The following is an 18,803-nucleotide window of genomic DNA, read 5'->3' as shown; positions in this document are numbered from 1 at the left end:
TGAAGATTAGTAGCAAGTATACTATATTTGTTTATGTGGTGGGTATAAAACAATACGGACTGATTTAAACTAGCTCTAATTCCTAAATTAGGGCTTTTAGCTGTTGTTTATGCACCTATAGGCTACTATAAATTAAAAGGTTGAACATACAACAAAATATGGGAGGAAATTTTTCAATACGTTTTGTTAATCGGATGTTCGTTTTTTGGAGGATGAAATGGGACTTTTTGATAAATTTAAAGGCAATGATAAGGGACAGGAGTTTTTTGTTATTGCTGGGTTAGGTAATCCTGGACCTAAGTATGAAGGAACAAAGCATAACATTGGTTTTGATGTAGTAGATCGCTTGGGGAAAAAATATAATATACAAATGAACAAATTTAAACATAAGGCCTTGGTGGGTGATGGGAGTATAAACGGGCAGCGGGTGCTGTTGGTAAAGCCCCAAACCTTCATGAATTTAAGTGGTGAAAGCATACGTGAAATTGTAAACTTTTATAAAATTCCACAGGATCATTTTGTTGTAATCTACGATGACACAAGCCTGCCCGTTAGCGGTGTGCGTATTCGGGAAAAAGGAAGCCATGGTGGACATAATGGAATTCGCAATATCATTGAACAAATTGGAACCGACGAATTTTGGCGTATAAAAGTGGGTATCGGCGAAAAGCCCAATGGTTGGGATCTAGCGGATTATGTTTTAGCTAAATTTGACAAGGATGACTTACCGATGATGGAGCAAGGCGCAGATAAAGCTGTTAATGCTGTGGAACTGATTTTATCTCGAGGCATTATGGAGGCTATGAATCGTATCAATCAAAAACCAAAGACTGTAAAAAAAGAAAAAGTTCAGAAAACGGCTGAGGTTGAAGAAGCCAAAAAACCTCAAGGCGAGGTGGAATAATGAAAACGCTAACAGAACCTTTATTGGAGCTGGAAGGGTATCAAAATGTACTGGAATCCATACGTAATAATCACACCCCTGTATTTGCAACAGGGGTTATTGACGTGGAAAAGGCTCACTTACTTTTTTCTATTAAAGAGCATTGCCAAAGGCCTTTATTGATTTTAACGTATAGTGAGTTGAGGGCAAGGGAAATTTTAGAGGATATTTCTTTCTTTCATAGAAACCCAATTTACTATCCTGCCAAAGATATTTTGTTTTACAGTGCTGATGTGCATAGCATGGAAATGAATCGTCAAAGGTTTATAGCAATGGAAAGACTACTTTCTGGTGAGAGGTCGATTATTGTTGCCTCCATGGAAGCGTTGTTAGATAGATTCCCGAGAAAAGAAATATTCACCAAATTTATCCTTACCCTAAAAGTTGGGGATGTTTTGAATATGACTCAACTTATTCGGCAGTTGATTTGCTTGGGATACGAGCGTACAGAGCTGGTGGAAAGTGCAGGGCAGTTTGCACTGCGAGGGGGGATTTTGGATATATATTCCTTGACTTGTGACGAGGCTGTGCGTATTGAAATGTGGGATGATGAGATAGACTCTATCCGCTCTATGGACCCAGCAAGCCAGCGTTCTGTGGATAAGTTAGAAGAGGCCCGCATTTTTCCAATGCGAGAGTTGGTCTATGAGGAGAGCCTTGCTGAAATTGCTGCAAATAAAGTCAGCAAAGAGTTCTCAAAATGCCTACAAAACATGGAGAAAAAGGGATTGATTGGTGAAGCCGAGCGATTAAGGGAAAATATCGGAGAAGATGCAGAACGGCTAAGAATGGAAAAGAACTTGTCGAATATTGGATCATATATTCCTTATTTTTATCAGGAAACCGTCAGTTTGTTAGACTATATCCCTAAAGATACTCTTTTGTGTTTTGATGAACCGGAACGTATACGGGAGCATATGGCTACGGTTATGGAGGAATATGAAGAAAGTATGAAGGGTCGTATTTCCCAAGGATATCTTCTTCCTGGGCAGGCAAAACTTTTGTTTGACTATACAGATGTGCAAAGGCAGGCAGAGGGGTTTGGACGAATCCTTTTGGCAGGCTTAAACCAAAGGACATTAGGTTTTGAACCAAAGGTTAAGGTGGATTTTGCAGTGCGTTCAACACCATCGTTTCGTAAAAGGGTTGATCTGTTTTGCGAAGAATTACATTATCTGAAAAAGAGGGAGTATCGAACCTTAATTTTGGGTGGCACAGGCTCTAGAGCCCAGCGTATGGCAAAGGAGCTCTCGGACTTAGGTATTCCGGCAGTTTACATGGAAAACCTAGAGGCACCTATGCCTAAAGGGGCAGTTTGGGTTGCAAAAGGTAGCTTATCTAAAGGGTTTTCTTACGAATATATCAATCTTGCTGTTTTTTCTGACAGTGAGTTGTTCGGTGGCGGTGAAAAAAAGAAAAAAAAGAAGAAGAAAAATGGCACTGCGATTGAAAGCTTTACCGATTTAAAAATCGGGGATTTTGTTGTTCACGATAACCACGGCATTGGTGTGTTTTGTGGTCTTGAAAAAATTTCTGTTGAGGGCGTTCAAAAGGATTATATGAAAATTTCATATCGAGATGGGGGAAATCTTTTTGTTCCTGTAAACCAGATGGACATGGTACAAAAGTATATTGGCAGTGGAGGGGCAGCACCAAGGCTAAACAAGCTAGGCGGTCAGGAGTGGGTTAAGGCAAAGGCAAAAACCCGGGCAGCCATTAAAATTCTCGCTGAAGATTTAGTTGCTTTGTACGCAAAGCGTTCTGCTGCAAAGGGGCATTCATATTGCGGGGATACGGTGTGGCAAAGGGAGTTTGAGGAGTCATTTCCCTACGAAGAAACGGAGGATCAGCTAAATGCCATTGAAGATGTAAAACATGATATGGAAAGCGGCAAAGTGATGGATCGACTTATTTGTGGTGACGTTGGGTATGGAAAAACGGAAGTTGCCATTCGTGCTGCATTTAAAGCTGTCCAGGATGGAAAACAGGTTGCCTTTTTAGTACCAACCACGATTTTGGCACAACAACATTACAATACCTTTGTGCAAAGAATGGCAGGTTATCCTGTTACCATTGAACTTCTTTCTAGGTTTCGTACGGCTAAGCAGCAAAAAGAGAGTCTGAAAAACTTGCAACAGGGGTATGCAGACATCGTAATCGGAACCCACCGTATTTTATCCAAGGATGTGGAATTTAAAGACTTAGGGTTAATCATCGTTGATGAGGAGCAGAGATTTGGCGTTTCTCATAAGGAGAAGTTAAAGCGGTTGCGAGAAAACGTGGATGTATTGACCCTATCGGCAACGCCTATTCCCCGTACCTTGCACATGAGTTTATCGGGAATCAGGGATATGAGTTTGTTGGAAGAACCACCCCAGGAAAGACATCCCATCCAAACTTATGTTATGGAGAACAATCCGGAATTTGTTCGTGAGGCCATTCATCGTGAGATAGCCAGAGGTGGCCAGGTTTATTATTTATATAACCGAGTGGACTCCATTAGTGAGGAAGCGTTTCGCTTGCAAAAGATGATTCCTGAAGCAAACATATCCTTTGCCCATGGTCAGATGTCTGAACGTGAACTGGAAGGAATTATGGAGGACTTTATCAGTGGAGAAACCGATGTATTGGTGTGCACAACAATAATAGAAACAGGTATGGATATTTCCAATGCAAATACCATAATCATTCAAGATGCAGATCGGATGGGATTATCTCAGCTGTACCAGCTACGTGGTCGTGTAGGACGGAGCAACCGTATTGCTTATGCCTACTTGTTGTATCGACGAGACAAGATGTTACGGGAAGTGGCAGAAAAAAGACTGCAGACCATTCGTGAATTCACGGAATTCGGCTCGGGATTTAAGATTGCTATGCGGGACTTGGAGATTCGTGGAGCCGGGAATCTGCTTGGTGCAGAGCAACATGGACACATGGAGTCCGTGGGCTATGATATGTATTGTCGTTTGCTGGAAGAGGAGGTGCAAAACCTAAAAGGGGAGGCACCAAAGGAAGAACTTGCAGAGACAACGGTGGATATTAACATTAGTGCCTATATTCCTGATTTTTATATTAAAAACCAGGAACAGCGCATGGAGCTTTATAAAAAAATTGCTAACGTGCGTACCCAGGAAGCTTATTTTGATATTCAAGAAGAGATGGAAGACCGATATGGCGATTTGCCTAAAAGCGTACAAACCCTTCTGGAGATTGTACTAATAAAGGCTGAGGCTAGGAGCTTGGGCATTTCTTCAATTGTGCAAAAACGTGGCAATATTGTGATTGAATTCAGATCAGATGCAAAAACAGATCCAATCAAGTTGACAAAAATAATTTCTGAAGGAAGGGGTAAATATTTATTTACCGCAGGTGCAAACCCTTATCTGACATTAAAGCTTCAAAAAGATAAGGAAAATAAATCCCTTGAAGAAATTAAATTCATATTAAATGCAATAAAGGGATAGTCATTTATAAAAAGAATGTGTATAATGGATGCATTAGGTTATTTCCATGGATATGGGTACAAATCCTGTTTGATTGAAATTGGCATGGGATTATATAAATCCCAATACACCTTATGTCGTACAGGTAATGTAGCCAATAGAGTTTTGTGGAAAGATTACAATTCAAAAAGTGAAAAAGAAAGAGGGATTTATAATGAAGAAAAAAGGACTTCTTTGCCTGCTGACTGCTGGCGTGATGGCTCTTTCTGCCTGCGGTAGCACTAGCGAAAGCAGTAGCAATTTTAATGACGAAGTTGTCATGAAGATTGACGGCAGAGAGATCATGAAATCGGAATATATGGTTTATCTGTACACCACAACAAAGAGCTTTACTGCTGTTGGTGGTGACGAGATTTGGTCAATGGATTTTGATGGACAGACTGCAGATGAATTGGTGGAAGAACGTACGCTTAATACAATCCAGAGTGTGGTAGCTGCAAAGAAATATGCAGAAGAAAATGGAATGACATTGACTGATGAGCAGAAGGAAGAAGCTGTAAAAGCATCAGAACAGTTTGTTACGAACTTGCCCAAAGAAGATATTGAAAAAATGGGAATTGATGCCAAAAAATTAGCCCCTTTTATGGAAGATTCCTATATGTATTCCTTTGTATATCAGGCGTTGGCAGCAGAGTGTGAAGTTGATGAGGCTGAAAAAGCCAAGTATTATGAAGAAAACAAGGCACAAATGACAGAAGACTATACTCTGCTGGATATGGAAACTATTGTAATGGATGATTTAGAGAAGGCTAAGGAAGTAGTTCAAAAAGCAAGGGATGGTCAGGATTTTCAGGAGCTATTTAAAGAGTACGACATTGATGAAAATGCAAAACAGGAAGAACAGGGCGGTAAGATGTCCTTGTATAAGACCCAATTTGCTTCCTCTTTTGGTTTGATTGATGTGCCGGAGGTAGGAACTATTACAGATCCCATTGAGATGGATGGTGTTTACTTTATTATTAAGATGAATACCAATACAGTGCCACAGGAAAGTGAAATTAAAACTGTTGCTGAGGCAAGCTTTACAAACCAGAAGCAGGCAGAATATAGTGATGCTAGGTTTGCAGAGATGATTGCGGCTCAGAAGGTTGAATATATCGGTGGAGTTTTTGAAAACCTTGAAAAATTCCATTAAGTAGCATACAAACATTATAAAGGGTGTTTCCAATGGTCGGATTGGAAACACCTTTTTTTTATTTTCAATAGAATGATTTTCAACGGGCTGTTTTGAGGATGTTTTTTTTGTTTTAAAATTTAATGAAAAAATCAAATACTTAGATAATAAACAAAAGCCCCCGTAGACGATTATTGTTCATTCATTTACTGTTATATTTAATTTAAGAAGGGAATAAAGATATGTGATTTTCTTTGTTGAAAAAAAAACGAGGATGGAGTATCATGAAATAAGAAAGATTTGGAAGGGAGGAAGGGTGTCCTATGGGGATATCCGTTAGTGATGGGAATGAAGAAAGTTTGGGCGGTTTTTTTTAGTCCTACAGGGGGTACAGAAAAAGTTACAACTACTGTTGCGCAAGCAGTGGCTAAAAAATTAGGTGTTGATTATGGTATATATGACTTTACTTTACCTCAAAATCGAGTGGATAAAGTTGTGTTTGATGAGGATGATCTTGTGGTATTAGGGACACCGGTCATTGCTGGCCGTGTACCTAATCTTTTATTACCATATTTAAACGAAATGATCGTGGCTAAAGGTGCTTTGGGAGTACCTGTGGTTTCCTTTGGAAATAGAAATTATGACGATGCATTAATTGAATTAAGAAATATTATGGAGGAAAGAGGTTTCCATACTGTTGCAGGTGGCGGATTTGTAAGTGAGCATTCTTTCTCACGCATACTTGGCGCAGGTAGACCCGACGCCGAGGATATTGCCCAATTGATTCAGTTTGGCGATAAAATCGGCGAGAAAATAATTGGTGGTTGGGTTTATAACGGCCCAGTATATGTAAAAGGAGAGGAACCCATTCGACCATACTTTACACCGAGAGATCGGCATGGGAATGCCATTGATATTCGTAAGGTGAAACCCAAAACAGGCGATGGATGTTGTAGTTGTGGTATGTGTGCGCAGGTTTGTCCTCTGGGATCCATTTCTAAGGAGGATCCAACAGTTACCATAGGAACCTGCATGAAATGCTGTGCCTGTGTTAAGAAATGTCCAACAGGTGCAAAATTTTTTGATGATCCTGGATTTGTTTACCACAAAGAGGAGCTGGAAGAGCTTTACGAGGGTAGAGCCGCCGGCGAATGTTTTATTTAAAATGTAAACCAAAAAGAACCCTGAAGTAAAGTGATTAAATTGAGACACCCCTATTAAAAATAAATAGGGGTGTTTTTATGAATAATCAAGTTAAAATAAACATGCTTAGGCCTTTCGATAATATTGCATAACATGGTATACTTTAGTAAAAATCTTTTGTATAGGGGAGTGGTAGGAAGTGAAGAGTTGGTTAAAGCAGATTTTACTTTTGATGGGTTACGCAATTCCGTTTCCCTTTTTAGCCCTGTATGGAGATGCTACTTATGGGACGATGCAGTTTTATGGGTTAATGGTTATTGGATTGTTTTTGTTATGTAAGACTTCTATAAAGTTTGGTTATTACAAAATTATAATTTTAGGGAGTATCCTAAATTATTTCTTTTCTTATTTCTTGATGCTTCAACATCAAACCGAAATTTGGTCTTGGTATTTTAGCCCTTTTCGTCAAAAGGTATTTTATTTTTTATATCCTTTGTAGCATTTGCAACCCAAATGGTATTTTTCTTTTACTTTGGTGGAAGGAACAAAAGCCAGAAAAAGGTGTGATGGGTTCAAATATTTATGCTTCCAAAACCCAAAATGGATATTTTGAACAATTGCGTATATTCTATTTTTCAAGTATGATAAAGAAATGAAAGGGGTGTTGGGGTTGAAGGTGGACGTTTCGTTGGATTTGTATCGTATTTTTTGTGCGGTTGTGCGGACAGGTAATATGTCTGCGGCAGCCAGAGAACTTTATATATCACAGCCTGCTGTAAGCATGGCAATTCGACAATTAGAAGACAGGATGGGTAGTCCGTTGTTGGTTCGCACCGCTAAGGGCGTGTATCCAACTGCGGAGGGCAAATTACTATATACATATTTGGAGCAGGCTTTGGGTCTGATTCATGCGGCAGAAGAAAAGTATTTCCAGATGGTTAATATGGAAATGGGAGAGCTGAAAATTGGTGCCAGTGATACTGTTATTGCAAATTTTCTTCTGCCATATCTAGAGAAGTATCATAAGCTCTATCCTGATATCAATATCAAAGTGACGAACAAGACAACCTATGAATCCCTACGGTTGCTAAAAAACGGCAGTGTAGATGTTTGCTTTATCAATCTTCCTATCGGCGATGATGTAGACCTAGAGATAACACCTTGCATAGAGATTCATGATATTTTGGTTGGTGGAGAAAGATATAAGCTTCTTTCCCAAGTGGGACTGGAGCTTAAAGACTTGCCAGAGTATCCTTTATTGCTTTTAGAGGACCTTAGCAATTCCAGAAGATATATCGATCGTTATGCGGAGGCGAATGGTGTTGTTTTAAATCCAATTTTAGAATTAGGCAGTAGCGACTTATTAATTAGCTTTGCCCAAATTAACCTGGGGCTTACCTTTGTAATCAAAGAATTTACCGAGGAGGCCCTAAAGGGAAAGCGTTTGTTTGAGATCCCCATAGCGCCACCCTTGCCCAAACGAAACATTGGTATGGTTCGATTAAAGAATGTTGCAGCACCTCATGCGGTAAAGGGTTTTATTAAATTGATTGATTTTCAAGAAAATTTATGAGGGCGGTTGACACATGGCTGCATTCATGTTAATATATGAGCAAGTGTTCAATTGATTGAGGGTGATAATATGGAATTCTGTTGTAATAAGGCGGATGAAATCAACATGAAAGAAGAACTGGAAAGGCATTTTATTCGGGATCTTGCAGATTTTTTTAAGGTTTTTGGGGATGCTACTAGAATTAGAATATTACAAAGCCTTTTGAATAGTGAAAAAAATGTGAGTGAACTGGCAGATTCCTTGGATATGACACAATCGGCAATTAGCCATCAATTGCGGGTTCTACGCCAAAATGATTTAGTAAAGTATCGCAAAGAGGGAAAGACCGTTTTTTACTCTTTGGATGATGAACATGTAAGAACGGTGTTAGAACAAGGTATGACGCATATTCGTCACAAACGAGGTTATGTGGAATAACCAATAGGCTGTTTTAGAGGTTCCTCTTACGGCCTATTCTTTAAGAATATATATGAATAAGTAATCATATGAACAAATGTGGGGGTGTATTGTTTTGAAAGTATACTTAAAAGGGTTAACTTGTGCCAATTGTGCAAGTAAAATCGAAGCGGCAGTAAATGTACTAGGTGAGACCAAGGAGGCTAATATCAATTTGGTCAAGCAAACTATGGAAGTAACATTGGTAGATGGGGTTAAAGAGAATACGATTTTGGAACAGATAGAGAGGATTGTTCATAAATTGGAGCCAGAAGTTCAGGTTTCCTTGCAACAGAAGGAGCAAGGTCAAGAGGCTAATTGTTCTTGTGGACACTGCCATATTGAGAACCATGGGGGTGAAGAGCACTTGGATCATGGTCATACCCATGACCACGATCATGGAGCAGAAGGAGATAACAAAAAAATCTGGGCTCGTTTTGGCGGAGGCGGATTATTATTTTTGGCAGCAGTTCTTTTTAGGGATACAAATTTAGCGCTATATTTCTATTTAATTTCCTATGGAGTATTTGGCTATGATGTTTTGATCAGAGCGTGTAAAAACATTCTCCGGGGGCAGGTTTTTGATGAAAATTTCCTAATGTCTATTTCCACAGTGGGGGCAATTGCTATTGGAGAAATGCCAGAGGCAGTATTTGTTATGATGTTTTATCAGGTGGGAGAAGCCTTCCAGGATTATGCAGTTAGAAGATCCAGAAAGTCTATTACTGCCTTGTTAGATATTCGTCCTGATTTTGCAGAGGTTATTTTAGGGGAAGGCACAAAAAGAATGCATCCTGAAGAAGTAAACGTGGGAGATTTTATTTTGGTGAAAGCAGGGGAGAGAATTCCTCTGGATGGGAAGGTAAAAGAAGGGTATGCTCTTTTAGATACCGCTGCATTGACTGGGGAAGCTTTACCACGAGGCGTTGAACCAGGTAGCGATGTATTAAGTGGATGCATTAACCTTGATGGGAATTTAAAGATAGAGGTAACCAGACCTTTTGGTGACTCTACGGTAATGAAGATTTTAGAGATGGTTGAAAACGCAGCAGGCAAGAAGTCTAAAACAGAGCGATTTATCACTCGTTTTGCAAGGGTATATACCCCTGTAGTAGTTGGGCTTGCAGTAGCTTTGGCGGTTCTTCCACCTTTATTAGGATTTGGTGAGTTTCAAATGTGGTTTGGCCGTGCGCTAATATTCTTGGTTGTATCCTGCCCCTGTGCCCTGGTGCTTTCTGTACCTCTTAGTTATTTTGCTGGCATTGGAACCGCTTCTAAAAACGGTATTTTAGTAAAGGGTGGTGGCGATTTAGATACCCTTTGCCATATTGATAAGATTGTTTTTGATAAAACGGGAACATTAACAAAAGGTAGATTTTCCGTGGTTGAAATGGTTGCCGAGGACAAAGAGGAGCTATTATACTTGGCGGCTTTAGGAGAAGTGAATAGCAATCACCCTATTGCTGAGGCAATTGTAAATGAATTTAAAAAGGATAAAGAACTTTCTGGGGAATTGGTTGTGGGTTATAAGGAGTTGGGTGGTTTTGGTATTTCTTATAGCCTGGATAATGAGCAAGTTTTATTGGGGAACCAGAGGTTGATGGAACGTGAAAACATTGTATTCAAACCATTTAGCGGTGTAGGATCCGTTGTATATATCGCAAAAAATGGTAAGTTTAAAGGGTATATTGTAGTTGCTGACACGCTGAAAGAAGGTTGCAGGGAAGCCCTGGTAGCATTGCGCAACAAAGGTGTCCAATCTATGGTTATGCTCACTGGTGACCGCAAGGAAAATGCCGAAGCTATGGCTAAGGAATTGGATTTGAATAAGTTTTATGCCGACCTTTTGCCTGGCGATAAGCTAAACATACTAGAGGGATTGAAAAACAAAGAAATTTCTTTATCAAAAACAGCGTTTGTTGGAGATGGTATCAACGATGCGCCTGTATTGGCAGGTGCGGATTTGGGTATTGCAATGGGTGGTATCGGCTCAGATGCTGCTATTGAAGCTGCAGATGTTGTGTTGATGGATGATGATATTGGAAAATTGGCAGTAGGTATTCGTATTGCAAAGAATACCCGCAGGATTGTAAGGCAGAACATTACCTTTGCGTTAGGAGTAAAAGCATTGGTTTTGGTATTGAGTGCCCTTGGTATGGCCTCCATGTGGATGGCAGTTTTTGCAGATGTTGGTGTTGCAGTGTTAGCAATACTTAATGCAATGAGGAAAAAATAAAAGCATACAGAGAGTATATGTATAGTAGGTAGAGCAAGCACATATATAACCCTAAGCAACTGAGGGCACAATCGTATCGATGAATGATTGTGTCCTCAGTTGTTTTTAATGAGCAGCCAATTTTCAAGGTGAAATCCCTCCATTGGTTCCACTTATTTCGGGTCACCTCCATTACAGCCTAGTTTCTCTATGGGTTTATTGATCAGAAGTAACAAGATTTGTCCGGATTGGCAATGTAAAATGTATTACTTGAAAGAACAAGGGGTGACAGAGGAAGTGGGTGGGTAGCATATAGAAAGAGAAAAGAAAGGGAGGAAGAAGTGGGAAAAAAGGTGTTTGGGGGGAGGGGGTATTTTATAAAGCCAAAGATTATAAAACACCCCCTAAGGCAATGCTTAGAGGGTGTTTATTAGGAATTTTCATTTTTGCATTGAGCGATAATTTTCTTTACATTTTTCTCGAATTTTACCCTGGGAAGCATAACCATATGGCCACAACCACAGCATTTGATGCGAAAGTCGATGCCAGTGCGCAGGATTTCCCACTGACTTGAACCACAGGGGTGGGCCTTTTTCATTTGAACGATATCTCCGACGTTGAAGACCATAATTTAAACCTCCTTTTGTTGCACAATATGGACGGTGCGCTGAGGGAAAGGGATTTCAATACCCTCTTTATCAAAGCGATTTTTAATGCGTTTGCGTAATTCTGCTTCAACTCCATAATTTGTTTTTATTTCACATTTTGCAACAATACGAATCGAAACTGCGGAATCATCCAATCCAACGACGCCAACAACGCTAGGGGTCTCAAGGATGCTGGATATGTCCGAAGTGTGATTCATTTCATCTTGTAATATTGCCAATACACGATCAATATTTTCTTCATAGGAGATGCCTACTGTTACGATTGCATTAATAAAGTCATTACACAGGTTGGTCACGGTACCAACAGAGCCATTGGGGATAATGTGCATTCTGCCCTGGGGGTCCCTAATTTTTGTGGAACGAAGGGTTACCCCTTCCACAACTCCTGTAATGTTTTGAATTGTAACCACATCGCCTACGGCATAATGATCTTCAAAGAGAATAAAAAAACCCTCCATCATATCAGTTACAACGCTTTGTGCACCTAGCCCGATGGCAACTGAACCGGCACTTGCAATTACTAATAATGACTTGGAGTCTACACCCAATAAGTTAAGGATAGAAAAAATACCTATAAAGTAGATTACGTATTTTGTGACACTTGAAGTAATGGAATTTAGCGTGTTGGCTTTTCTTTCGGACATTGCCAAACGCTGCTTTTGCGTTTGTTTTTTGAAAAACTTTTGGGCTATTCCGTTGGAAGCACGGATCAGAAACCAGCATAAAAGCAGGATCCCGCCAATTTGCAACAGTCTGATGCCTAAATTTGCTGCAGTATCAAGCATCCACTCAATACTGGTGAGTTCTTCTAATTTTGTCATTGTTACCTCCTTAGTTACTTTTGATATCCTGTGGCTGCTTTGATAAAAGCAGAAAAGAGCAGCTTTTGTTCTTCTGTTTTCATAGCCTCGGGGTGCCACTGTACGCCTAATACAAAGGAATATTCAGTATGATCGATTGCTTCGACTAAGCCATCTTGACTCCTGGCACAAACCCGAAGACCTTTACCCAGCTGAGCAACGGCCTGATGATGGAAGGAGTTTACTGTGGTTTTTTCTTTATTTCGCCAAAGAGCTGCAAGTAAAGTACTTTGCTCAATCCAGATGCTATGAGTTGCATAGGGGCGTGGTGCCTGTTGGTTATGTTTTAATGAGCTATTTGTTTGAACAGAAATATCTTGATATATTGTTCCACCCAATGCAATATTCATAACCTGCATTCCCCTGCAAATTCCCAATATAGGAATATTTTTTTCTAATGCAGCTTTGCAAAGGGCAAGCTCAAAGTGATCTCTTTGGGGGGTGATTTCACCACTTTCTTTCAAGGGTTCTTCGTCAAACAGCAAAGGGTCTATGTCGCCGCCGCCGCTAAGGATAATGCCATCAATAAAAGCTGGAATTGAGAGTTGTGGAAAGAGAAGGATGGGATAACCGCCTCCATCTTTTACTGCTGATACATAATCCTCGTGTACTTTGTATCTATTGGATATGTTGTCATAATCTGGTGTGATTCCGATAATTGGTCCCATTGTATCAGTCCTTCTTGATTAACTTTCCTAATAGTATACAAAAGATGTCAAGGTTTTGCAATGGAGGACAAAGAGAAATATGCGTGCTTGTTTTGTAAGGTATAGTTGTGGTATGATTAAAAAACATAAATTTGGGCGAAACTGTAACCGTCCAACAAACATGACATAGAACGGAGATGAAAATGATGAAAACCATTGGCATAATTGGGGCAATGGAAGAAGAAATTCTTTGTTTGAAAGAGAAAATTGAAATTGTTACTACGAAAAATGTTGTTGGCTTAGCATTTTATATTGGTAGATACAAGGGGAATAATATTGTATTGGTTAGAAGTGGTATCGGCAAGGTAAATGCTGCAATTTGCACGCAGGCTATGATTGACCATTTTGGTGTGGATTACGTCTTAGTATTGGGCGTAGCAGGCTCATTGGTTGATGATTTGCATATAGGTGACATTGTAATCTCTACAGATGCAGTTCAGCACGATATGGATACATCTGTTTTAGGGGATCCTGTTGGTACTATACCAAGAATGGCAGAAAGCTATTTTAAAGCGGATGAAGAGTTGATTAGGTTGGCTCAAGCATCAGCGGCAGAGGTAGCTGATGGTTATCGTGTTATCACTGGGAGAATTGCCAGCGGCGATCAATTTATCAGTACAAAAGAAGGGAAAGCAAAAATACGTAAAAATGTACAGGGAACTTGTGCAGAAATGGAAGGGGCAGCAATTGCCCATGCTTGCTGGCTGAATAGAATTCCCTTTTTGGTTGTACGGGCAATATCTGATGGTGCAGGGGAAGAAGCTAATATTTCTTTTGAAAAATTCAGCATTATGGCGGCAAAGCGTTGTAGCGAGCTGGTAGAAAAAATATTGGAAAAGTTGTGATTTTTGCATATAATAATATAGGCTAGACCCTGGAAATAGAGGTAGTTTAAGAAAAATCCATATTTATGGTATGATTTAAAGTGCATGATATAAAATTGCCTAAAAACAACTTGGAAATTTTTATTGTTATTGTCCTGGATTTCTCTTGTCACGGTTGATTTGTTCCTGTATAATGCAATCAAGAAGAAATATTTAGCACACAAAATATTTTTGACGAGAGAGCGACTAGAAAGGATGTGCCATCTATGACAGCAAAAACTCATGGATATATTACAAAAGAGATTGAACTGGAACAGTTGTATCAGTTCATTTTAAAATATTTCGATACGGGTGCGAAAGTAAACCGTTATGAAAATCGTTTTGGCGAAAGTAACGAGATGGCTGTTTATTTCACTTACAAGGGTGAAGAAAGACGACTTTTTACTATGGTTTATAAAAGTCGTAAGTTTTCTAAAAACGGAGAAAAAAACCGTATGATCTTTTTAGACTTAGACTATTGGGGTCATAGTGTTGAAATTATGCGTGCAATCTTGTCTTTCTTTGGTGGTTGGCTGGATGAAAATGATTGCGATAACGAGGAAGCTTATTTTATCGAAGCCCAAGCGGATGGGGTTACTCCTAACATCATCAAAATTACCAGAAGCGAATTGAACAGACGCTTAGGCGGTATGGTTGTTATCATAGATGATGAAAATGAAAACTAAGTGAAATAAAGAGTCTTTCCTTTGGGAAAGACTCTTTTCCTTTTGTTGGAAACCTTGCAAAGCCGTTTTTGAATGTGATATACTAATAAATATTAGATCGTTGCGAAATGGTATTCCGTTGGAGGAGGGGAGGAATCTTTATGGAGAAAGAGGATTTTTGCCGCAGAGTTGATGAGGATATTGACCATAGCCGTGAAACATGGGATGCTTTTTCGTATGATGAAGAGAAAATGTCTGTTTTGTTTCGCTACCTTGTGAATACATATAAGGACGAAATAGACGGTTTTTGTGATGGACTGAAAGTAATTCAGCCTTATGAGGTTTCAGCCTTACAGGCAGAGGCGTATCGTGAAAATATTAAAAAAATGCTGGGGCGCCTGGAAGGGTTTCGCCGAAATGGCTATCAAAATGATGGTTTATTAGAGTATTATCTTAATTTGGAACACAATGAGATTTCTATGGATGTAGACTTTACAGAATTAAGGTTGGAAATTGGAATGATGAATACCATATCCAAGATGGAAAAGGATGAAATCATTGAAAAGCTTGGTGAAATCGAAGAAATTTGTTCTAAAGTATTATTTAAACATAAGAAATGGGATCTAATGAGAGAGTATTTGATTTGGTTGTCCGGAAAGGACGTAGAAATTGCTTTAAAAATACTCCCGATTTTCTTTAAAATAAATAAAAAATAAGAGGGAATACAGATGATAAAGTTAATTGTATCAGATATGGATGGAACACTGTTGAATGATGAAAAGAAAATCGACTTGGAAATATATGAGTTACTACCCAAATTGCAGGAAAAAGGGATTCGATTTGTTGTTGCTAGCGGACGACAATATCCCAGCCTAAAAAAGCATTTTCATGAGCATATAAGGGATGTGGTTGTAATTGCCGAAAATGGTGCATTTGTGGTGGACAATGGAAAAGAGCTGGTGGTTGAACCCATGGAGCCTCAAAAGGTAGCCCATTGCCTGGACACAATATTTACCCTAAAAGGGGTGGAACCTCTATTATGTGCAAAATATTGTAGTTATACTAGAAGTCCGGAGTTGTTGGAGTTTTTGTCTTCACCATTGTTTCATTACGAAATGAGGCTAACGGATGATTTGTATCAAGTGAAAGAGGATATAATAAAAGTGTCTATGGTATCCCATGAAGGTGGAAGTGCAGAAAGCTGTTACAATAGTTTGCGTCCCTTGTTGGATGACAACTTAAACCTTGTAATTTCCGGTGATGCTTGTTTGGATACGGGATTAAGGGGTGTTACAAAGGGCACTGCTGTTGCAGCTTTACAAAAAATGTGGGGGATAAAGCCGGAAGAAACCATGGTTTTTGGAGATCAGTATAATGATGTGGAGATGTTTAGTCAGGCATATTATAGTTATGCTATGGAGGATGCCTCAGAAGGTGTGAAGAAGTTTGCCCGTTTTCAGGCGGAAAGCAATAATAAAGGCGGAGTAGTAAAAGCTATACGGGAGATGACGGGGCTTTGATACTGCATAGAACGGAGAGAATCATGAAAAAAGCAGCAAGTTATGCCCTTGGTTGCAAGGTAAATCAGTATGAAAGCGAGGCAATTGCTGAGCTATTTGCCGAAAAGGGATATGAAATAGTAGGTATTGATGAAGTGGCAGATGTATATGTTATTAATACCTGTACTGTTACGAATTTTGGTGATAAAAAATCTCGCCAATTGATCCGTAAAGTGAAAAGACAAAATGAAAATGCTGTGGTTGCTGTTGTTGGGTGTTATGCCCAGACAGCTCCAAAGGAGATAATGGAAGTTGAAGGTGTGAATTTGGTGATTGGCACCAAAGACCGTGGTCAAATTGTGGAGATGGTAGAAGAATACAGGCCAGAAAAGGGCGTTGAGAACCACGTTACTGATATTATGAAAGAACGGGTATTTGAGCCCCTTTCTATTCAGAAATTGACCAACCGAACCAGAGCGTATTTAAAAATTCAAGATGGATGCAGCCAATATTGCTCTTACTGCATCATTCCCTATGCCCGTGGGCCAATTAGGAGTCGTGATCCACAGGATGTTTTGGATGAAGTAAGGCGTTTGGCGCAAAATGGCTTCAAAGAGGTTGTTTTGACAGGAATTCATGTGGCTAGTTATGGAAAAGATACTAAAGATATTAATTTATTAGAAATTTTGCGGCAGGTGCATCGAGTTGAGGGCATTGATCGCATTCGTTTTAGTTCCATTGAGCCTAATGTGGTTACGGAAGAATTTGCACAAACTATGGCAATGCTGCCAAAAGTTTGCAACCATTTTCACCTTTCGTTGCAAAGCGGGTGTGATAGAACTTTAAAAGAAATGAATCGTAAATATAATACGGAAAAATACCGCTATGCAGCAGCCCTTTTACGTAAGTATTTGCCAGAGGTAGCATTAACAACGGATATCATTGTTGGTTTTCCAGGGGAAACAGAAGAAGATTTTATGCAGTGTTATGACTTTGCAAAAGAAATTGGATTTGCAAAGATTCATGTATTCCCTTATTCTCCCAAGAAGGGAACTCCAGCAGCTGAGCGTAAGGATCAGCTCCCAAATAGCGTAAAGACAGAAAGAAGCCATAAATTACTTTCCCTTAGTGATGAGATGAGTGGGAATTTTATGCAAAACCATGTTGGAAAATCCGTAGAGGTACTTTACGAAAAATCTTTGGGTGGTGGTGAGTTTGAAGGACATACATCCAATTATATAAAAGTCCATGGCAAGTGCTCGGAGGACATATCTAACAGAATCGTAAAAACTCGAATTTCACATATTGATGGGGAAATTGCCTATGGCCAGGTTTTTTTGTAATGATACTGTAAGGATAATATAGTTGCAATCGGGATTGGTTTATATTATGATGAAGTAAGGTATATAGATGAAAAGCGAACGGATCGAGTGATGGGGAGTGAGTAGTATGAGTAACATAAATGAGACACAATATTTTGGTAGATTGGATAAAGAACCCGAAAATGAAGCGAAGAAGATCCTCATCGCTGTTAGTACGGCCTTGAAGGAAAAAGGATACAATCCCGTAAATCAGATTGTCGGGTATATTTTATCCGGTGATCCCACCTATATCACCAGCTATATGAATGCTCGTGTTATGATTCGAAAATTGGAGCGGGATGAATTATTAGAAGAATTGGTGAAAGACTATATGGAACGTAATGAATAAGAAAGAGGAAATAATTTGCGTATTTTAGGACTGGATTATGGTGATAAAACCATTGGTATTGCAGTAAGTGACCCACTGGGATGGACGGCACAGGGTGTGGAAATCATTCGGAGAGAGAACCCTGCTGAATTTAAAAAGAGTTTAAAGCGTTTGTCTGAATTGGTAGAGGAATATAACCCTGAAACCATTGTGTTGGGATATCCAAAAAATTTGGATAATTCAGAAGGGGAGCGTTGCGAGAAGACAAAAGCCTTTGCCGAAAGGATTGTCAGACGTTTTCCAAAAGTCCAAGTGATGCTTTGGGATGAGCGATTTAGTACCATTGCTGCTGAACGGGCTTTGCGAGAGGCTGACTTGAGCCATGAAAAAAGAAAAAGTGTGATAGATAAGATGGCGGCCGTGCATATTCTTCAAGGCTATTTGGATAGCCGAAATAGAGAGTAAGGATGGCGGCGAACGGAGCGTTAAAGGAGAATTGTAAAAATGGCAGATATTTTTGACGAAGTAAATGAATTTGAATTTGAGACCGTAACAATGACAGCGGAAGACGGCGCCGAAGTGGAATTTTCCATCATTGACAACGTTGCTTGTGGTGGTGAGAGATATTTATTGGTTGTTGAAACAGAATTAATGGATGATGATGAAACAGAAGCCCTTATTTTAAAAGAAATTTCAATTAATACAGATGATGTTACCTATGAATTGGTTGAAGATGATACGGAATTTGACCGTGTTGCAGAATTGTTCTCCAGCAAAGGAGAAGATTACGAAGTTGAGATTGATTAAGTGATCAATAAAAAAGCTCTTTTGGACGTAAAACACCTTGATTTACAACATTTTGCTTGTAAATGGATTGGTATTTCTATCTGTAAAGAGTTTGTTTGTAGAAGATCATGATTGATAAA

The 18,803-nt window shown here is 39.4% G+C and carries 19 protein-coding genes; 16 read left to right on the top strand and 3 right to left on the bottom strand.

The window, feature by feature from the left end:
* Nucleotides 1-217: 217 nt before the first annotated feature.
* The 8 genes from pth (at nucleotide 218) to ABVZ64_RS02575 (ending at nucleotide 10,947) form a co-directional block, all read left to right on the top strand.
* A complete protein-coding gene (gene pth, locus ABVZ64_RS02610) occupies nucleotides 218-904 on the top strand; it encodes an aminoacyl-tRNA hydrolase (protein ID WP_352399500.1) in 687 nt (228 codons plus the stop codon).
* Nucleotides 904-4,407 (top strand): transcription-repair coupling factor, encoded by a 3,504-nt coding sequence (gene mfd / locus ABVZ64_RS02605; RefSeq protein WP_352399499.1) that lies wholly within the window; start codon nucleotides 904-906, stop codon nucleotides 4,405-4,407. Before pth ends, mfd begins: the two co-directional genes overlap by 1 nt.
* A gap of 193 nt (nucleotides 4,408-4,600) precedes the next feature.
* On the top strand, nucleotides 4,601-5,581 hold the full coding sequence (locus tag ABVZ64_RS02600; RefSeq protein ID WP_352399498.1) for a peptidyl-prolyl cis-trans isomerase: 981 nt from the start codon (nucleotides 4,601-4,603) through the stop codon (nucleotides 5,579-5,581).
* A gap of 321 nt (nucleotides 5,582-5,902) precedes the next feature.
* On the top strand, nucleotides 5,903-6,724 hold the full coding sequence (locus ABVZ64_RS02595; protein WP_352399670.1) for a ferredoxin: 822 nt from the start codon (nucleotides 5,903-5,905) through the stop codon (nucleotides 6,722-6,724).
* Between the two features lie 168 nt (nucleotides 6,725-6,892).
* Nucleotides 6,893-7,042 (top strand): hypothetical protein, encoded by a 150-nt coding sequence (locus tag ABVZ64_RS02590; RefSeq protein ID WP_352399497.1) that lies wholly within the window; start codon nucleotides 6,893-6,895, stop codon nucleotides 7,040-7,042.
* A gap of 313 nt (nucleotides 7,043-7,355) precedes the next feature.
* On the top strand, nucleotides 7,356-8,276 hold the full coding sequence (locus ABVZ64_RS02585) for a LysR family transcriptional regulator (protein WP_352399496.1): 921 nt from the start codon (nucleotides 7,356-7,358) through the stop codon (nucleotides 8,274-8,276).
* A gap of 105 nt (nucleotides 8,277-8,381) precedes the next feature.
* A complete protein-coding gene (locus ABVZ64_RS02580; protein WP_352399669.1) occupies nucleotides 8,382-8,693 on the top strand; it encodes an ArsR/SmtB family transcription factor in 312 nt (103 codons plus the stop codon).
* Nucleotides 8,694-8,787: 94 nt separating this feature from the next.
* Complete coding sequence (locus ABVZ64_RS02575; protein ID WP_352399495.1) at nucleotides 8,788-10,947, top strand: heavy metal translocating P-type ATPase; 2,160 nt, start codon at nucleotides 8,788-8,790, stop codon at nucleotides 10,945-10,947.
* A 409-nt stretch (nucleotides 10,948-11,356) separates the two neighbouring features.
* On the opposite strand, the gene ABVZ64_RS02570 is transcribed toward ABVZ64_RS02575, so the two are convergent.
* Genes ABVZ64_RS02570 through ABVZ64_RS02560 form a run of 3 tightly spaced genes read right to left on the bottom strand, consistent with a single transcriptional unit; the run spans nucleotide 11,357 to nucleotide 13,122 of the window.
* Nucleotides 11,357-11,554, bottom strand: a complete 198-nt coding sequence (locus ABVZ64_RS02570; protein ID WP_352399494.1) for a DUF951 domain-containing protein — start codon at nucleotides 11,552-11,554, stop codon at nucleotides 11,357-11,359.
* A 3-nt stretch (nucleotides 11,555-11,557) separates the two neighbouring features.
* Nucleotides 11,558-12,415, bottom strand: a complete 858-nt coding sequence (locus tag ABVZ64_RS02565) for a mechanosensitive ion channel family protein (RefSeq protein ID WP_352399493.1) — start codon at nucleotides 12,413-12,415, stop codon at nucleotides 11,558-11,560.
* Between the two features lie 14 nt (nucleotides 12,416-12,429).
* Nucleotides 12,430-13,122, bottom strand: a complete 693-nt coding sequence (locus ABVZ64_RS02560; protein WP_352399492.1) for a gamma-glutamyl-gamma-aminobutyrate hydrolase family protein — start codon at nucleotides 13,120-13,122, stop codon at nucleotides 12,430-12,432.
* A gap of 182 nt (nucleotides 13,123-13,304) precedes the next feature.
* On the opposite strand from ABVZ64_RS02560, the gene ABVZ64_RS02555 reads away from it, so the two are divergent.
* From ABVZ64_RS02555 to ABVZ64_RS02520, 8 genes are all read left to right on the top strand, one after another.
* Entirely contained in the window at nucleotides 13,305-14,006 is a 702-nt protein-coding gene (locus tag ABVZ64_RS02555; protein WP_352399491.1) for a 5'-methylthioadenosine/adenosylhomocysteine nucleosidase, read from the top strand.
* A 245-nt stretch (nucleotides 14,007-14,251) separates the two neighbouring features.
* Complete coding sequence (locus tag ABVZ64_RS02550) at nucleotides 14,252-14,710, top strand: hypothetical protein (RefSeq protein WP_352399490.1); 459 nt, start codon at nucleotides 14,252-14,254, stop codon at nucleotides 14,708-14,710.
* A 140-nt stretch (nucleotides 14,711-14,850) separates the two neighbouring features.
* Entirely contained in the window at nucleotides 14,851-15,405 is a 555-nt protein-coding gene (locus tag ABVZ64_RS02545) for a hypothetical protein (RefSeq protein WP_352399489.1), read from the top strand.
* Nucleotides 15,406-15,417: 12 nt separating this feature from the next.
* Entirely contained in the window at nucleotides 15,418-16,209 is a 792-nt protein-coding gene (locus ABVZ64_RS02540; RefSeq protein ID WP_352399488.1) for an HAD family hydrolase, read from the top strand.
* A 23-nt stretch (nucleotides 16,210-16,232) separates the two neighbouring features.
* Nucleotides 16,233-17,531 carry a tRNA (N(6)-L-threonylcarbamoyladenosine(37)-C(2))-methylthiotransferase MtaB gene (gene mtaB / locus ABVZ64_RS02535; protein WP_352399487.1) on the top strand — a complete coding sequence of 433 codons (1,299 nt, stop codon included), beginning with the start codon at nucleotides 16,233-16,235 and terminating at the stop codon, nucleotides 17,529-17,531.
* A gap of 106 nt (nucleotides 17,532-17,637) precedes the next feature.
* Entirely contained in the window at nucleotides 17,638-17,898 is a 261-nt protein-coding gene (locus tag ABVZ64_RS02530; protein WP_313526487.1) for an IreB family regulatory phosphoprotein, read from the top strand.
* A 15-nt stretch (nucleotides 17,899-17,913) separates the two neighbouring features.
* The gene (gene ruvX, locus ABVZ64_RS02525) at nucleotides 17,914-18,342 is read left to right on the top strand and encodes a Holliday junction resolvase RuvX (protein WP_352399486.1); all 429 of its coding nucleotides are present in this window, start codon (nucleotides 17,914-17,916) and stop codon (nucleotides 18,340-18,342) included.
* Nucleotides 18,343-18,381: 39 nt separating this feature from the next.
* Nucleotides 18,382-18,684 carry a DUF1292 domain-containing protein gene (locus tag ABVZ64_RS02520; protein WP_352399485.1) on the top strand — a complete coding sequence of 101 codons (303 nt, stop codon included), beginning with the start codon at nucleotides 18,382-18,384 and terminating at the stop codon, nucleotides 18,682-18,684.
* Nucleotides 18,685-18,803: the final 119 nt, after the last annotated feature.

It is taken from the genome of Anaerotignum sp. (genome assembly GCF_040307045.1).
Lineage (GTDB): Bacteria > Bacillota > Clostridia > Lachnospirales > Anaerotignaceae > Chakrabartyella.
The sequence above is the reverse complement of the archived record's forward strand: the minus strand, read 5'-3'. Positions and strand labels throughout refer to the sequence as shown.

Coding starts and splice junctions, on each gene's coding strand:
- pth (WP_352399500.1), top strand. CDS start 218: ATGGGACTTTTTGATAAATTTAAAGGCAATGATAAGGGACAGGAGTTT.
- mfd (WP_352399499.1), top strand. CDS start 904: ATGAAAACGCTAACAGAACCTTTATTGGAGCTGGAAGGGTATCAAAAT.
- ABVZ64_RS02600 (WP_352399498.1), top strand. CDS start 4,601: ATGAAGAAAAAAGGACTTCTTTGCCTGCTGACTGCTGGCGTGATGGCT.
- ABVZ64_RS02595 (WP_352399670.1), top strand. CDS start 5,903: ATGGGAATGAAGAAAGTTTGGGCGGTTTTTTTTAGTCCTACAGGGGGT.
- ABVZ64_RS02585 (WP_352399496.1), top strand. CDS start 7,356: ATGAAAGGGGTGTTGGGGTTGAAGGTGGACGTTTCGTTGGATTTGTAT.
- ABVZ64_RS02580 (WP_352399669.1), top strand. CDS start 8,382: ATGAAAGAAGAACTGGAAAGGCATTTTATTCGGGATCTTGCAGATTTT.
- ABVZ64_RS02570 (WP_352399494.1), bottom strand. CDS start 11,554: ATGGTCTTCAACGTCGGAGATATCGTTCAAATGAAAAAGGCCCACCCC.
- ABVZ64_RS02565 (WP_352399493.1), bottom strand. CDS start 12,415: ATGACAAAATTAGAAGAACTCACCAGTATTGAGTGGATGCTTGATACT.
- ABVZ64_RS02560 (WP_352399492.1), bottom strand. CDS start 13,122: ATGGGACCAATTATCGGAATCACACCAGATTATGACAACATATCCAAT.
- ABVZ64_RS02555 (WP_352399491.1), top strand. CDS start 13,305: ATGATGAAAACCATTGGCATAATTGGGGCAATGGAAGAAGAAATTCTT.
- ABVZ64_RS02550 (WP_352399490.1), top strand. CDS start 14,252: ATGACAGCAAAAACTCATGGATATATTACAAAAGAGATTGAACTGGAA.
- ABVZ64_RS02545 (WP_352399489.1), top strand. CDS start 14,851: ATGGAGAAAGAGGATTTTTGCCGCAGAGTTGATGAGGATATTGACCAT.
- ABVZ64_RS02540 (WP_352399488.1), top strand. CDS start 15,418: ATGATAAAGTTAATTGTATCAGATATGGATGGAACACTGTTGAATGAT.
- mtaB (WP_352399487.1), top strand. CDS start 16,233: ATGAAAAAAGCAGCAAGTTATGCCCTTGGTTGCAAGGTAAATCAGTAT.
- ABVZ64_RS02530 (WP_313526487.1), top strand. CDS start 17,638: ATGAGTAACATAAATGAGACACAATATTTTGGTAGATTGGATAAAGAA.
- ABVZ64_RS02520 (WP_352399485.1), top strand. CDS start 18,382: ATGGCAGATATTTTTGACGAAGTAAATGAATTTGAATTTGAGACCGTA.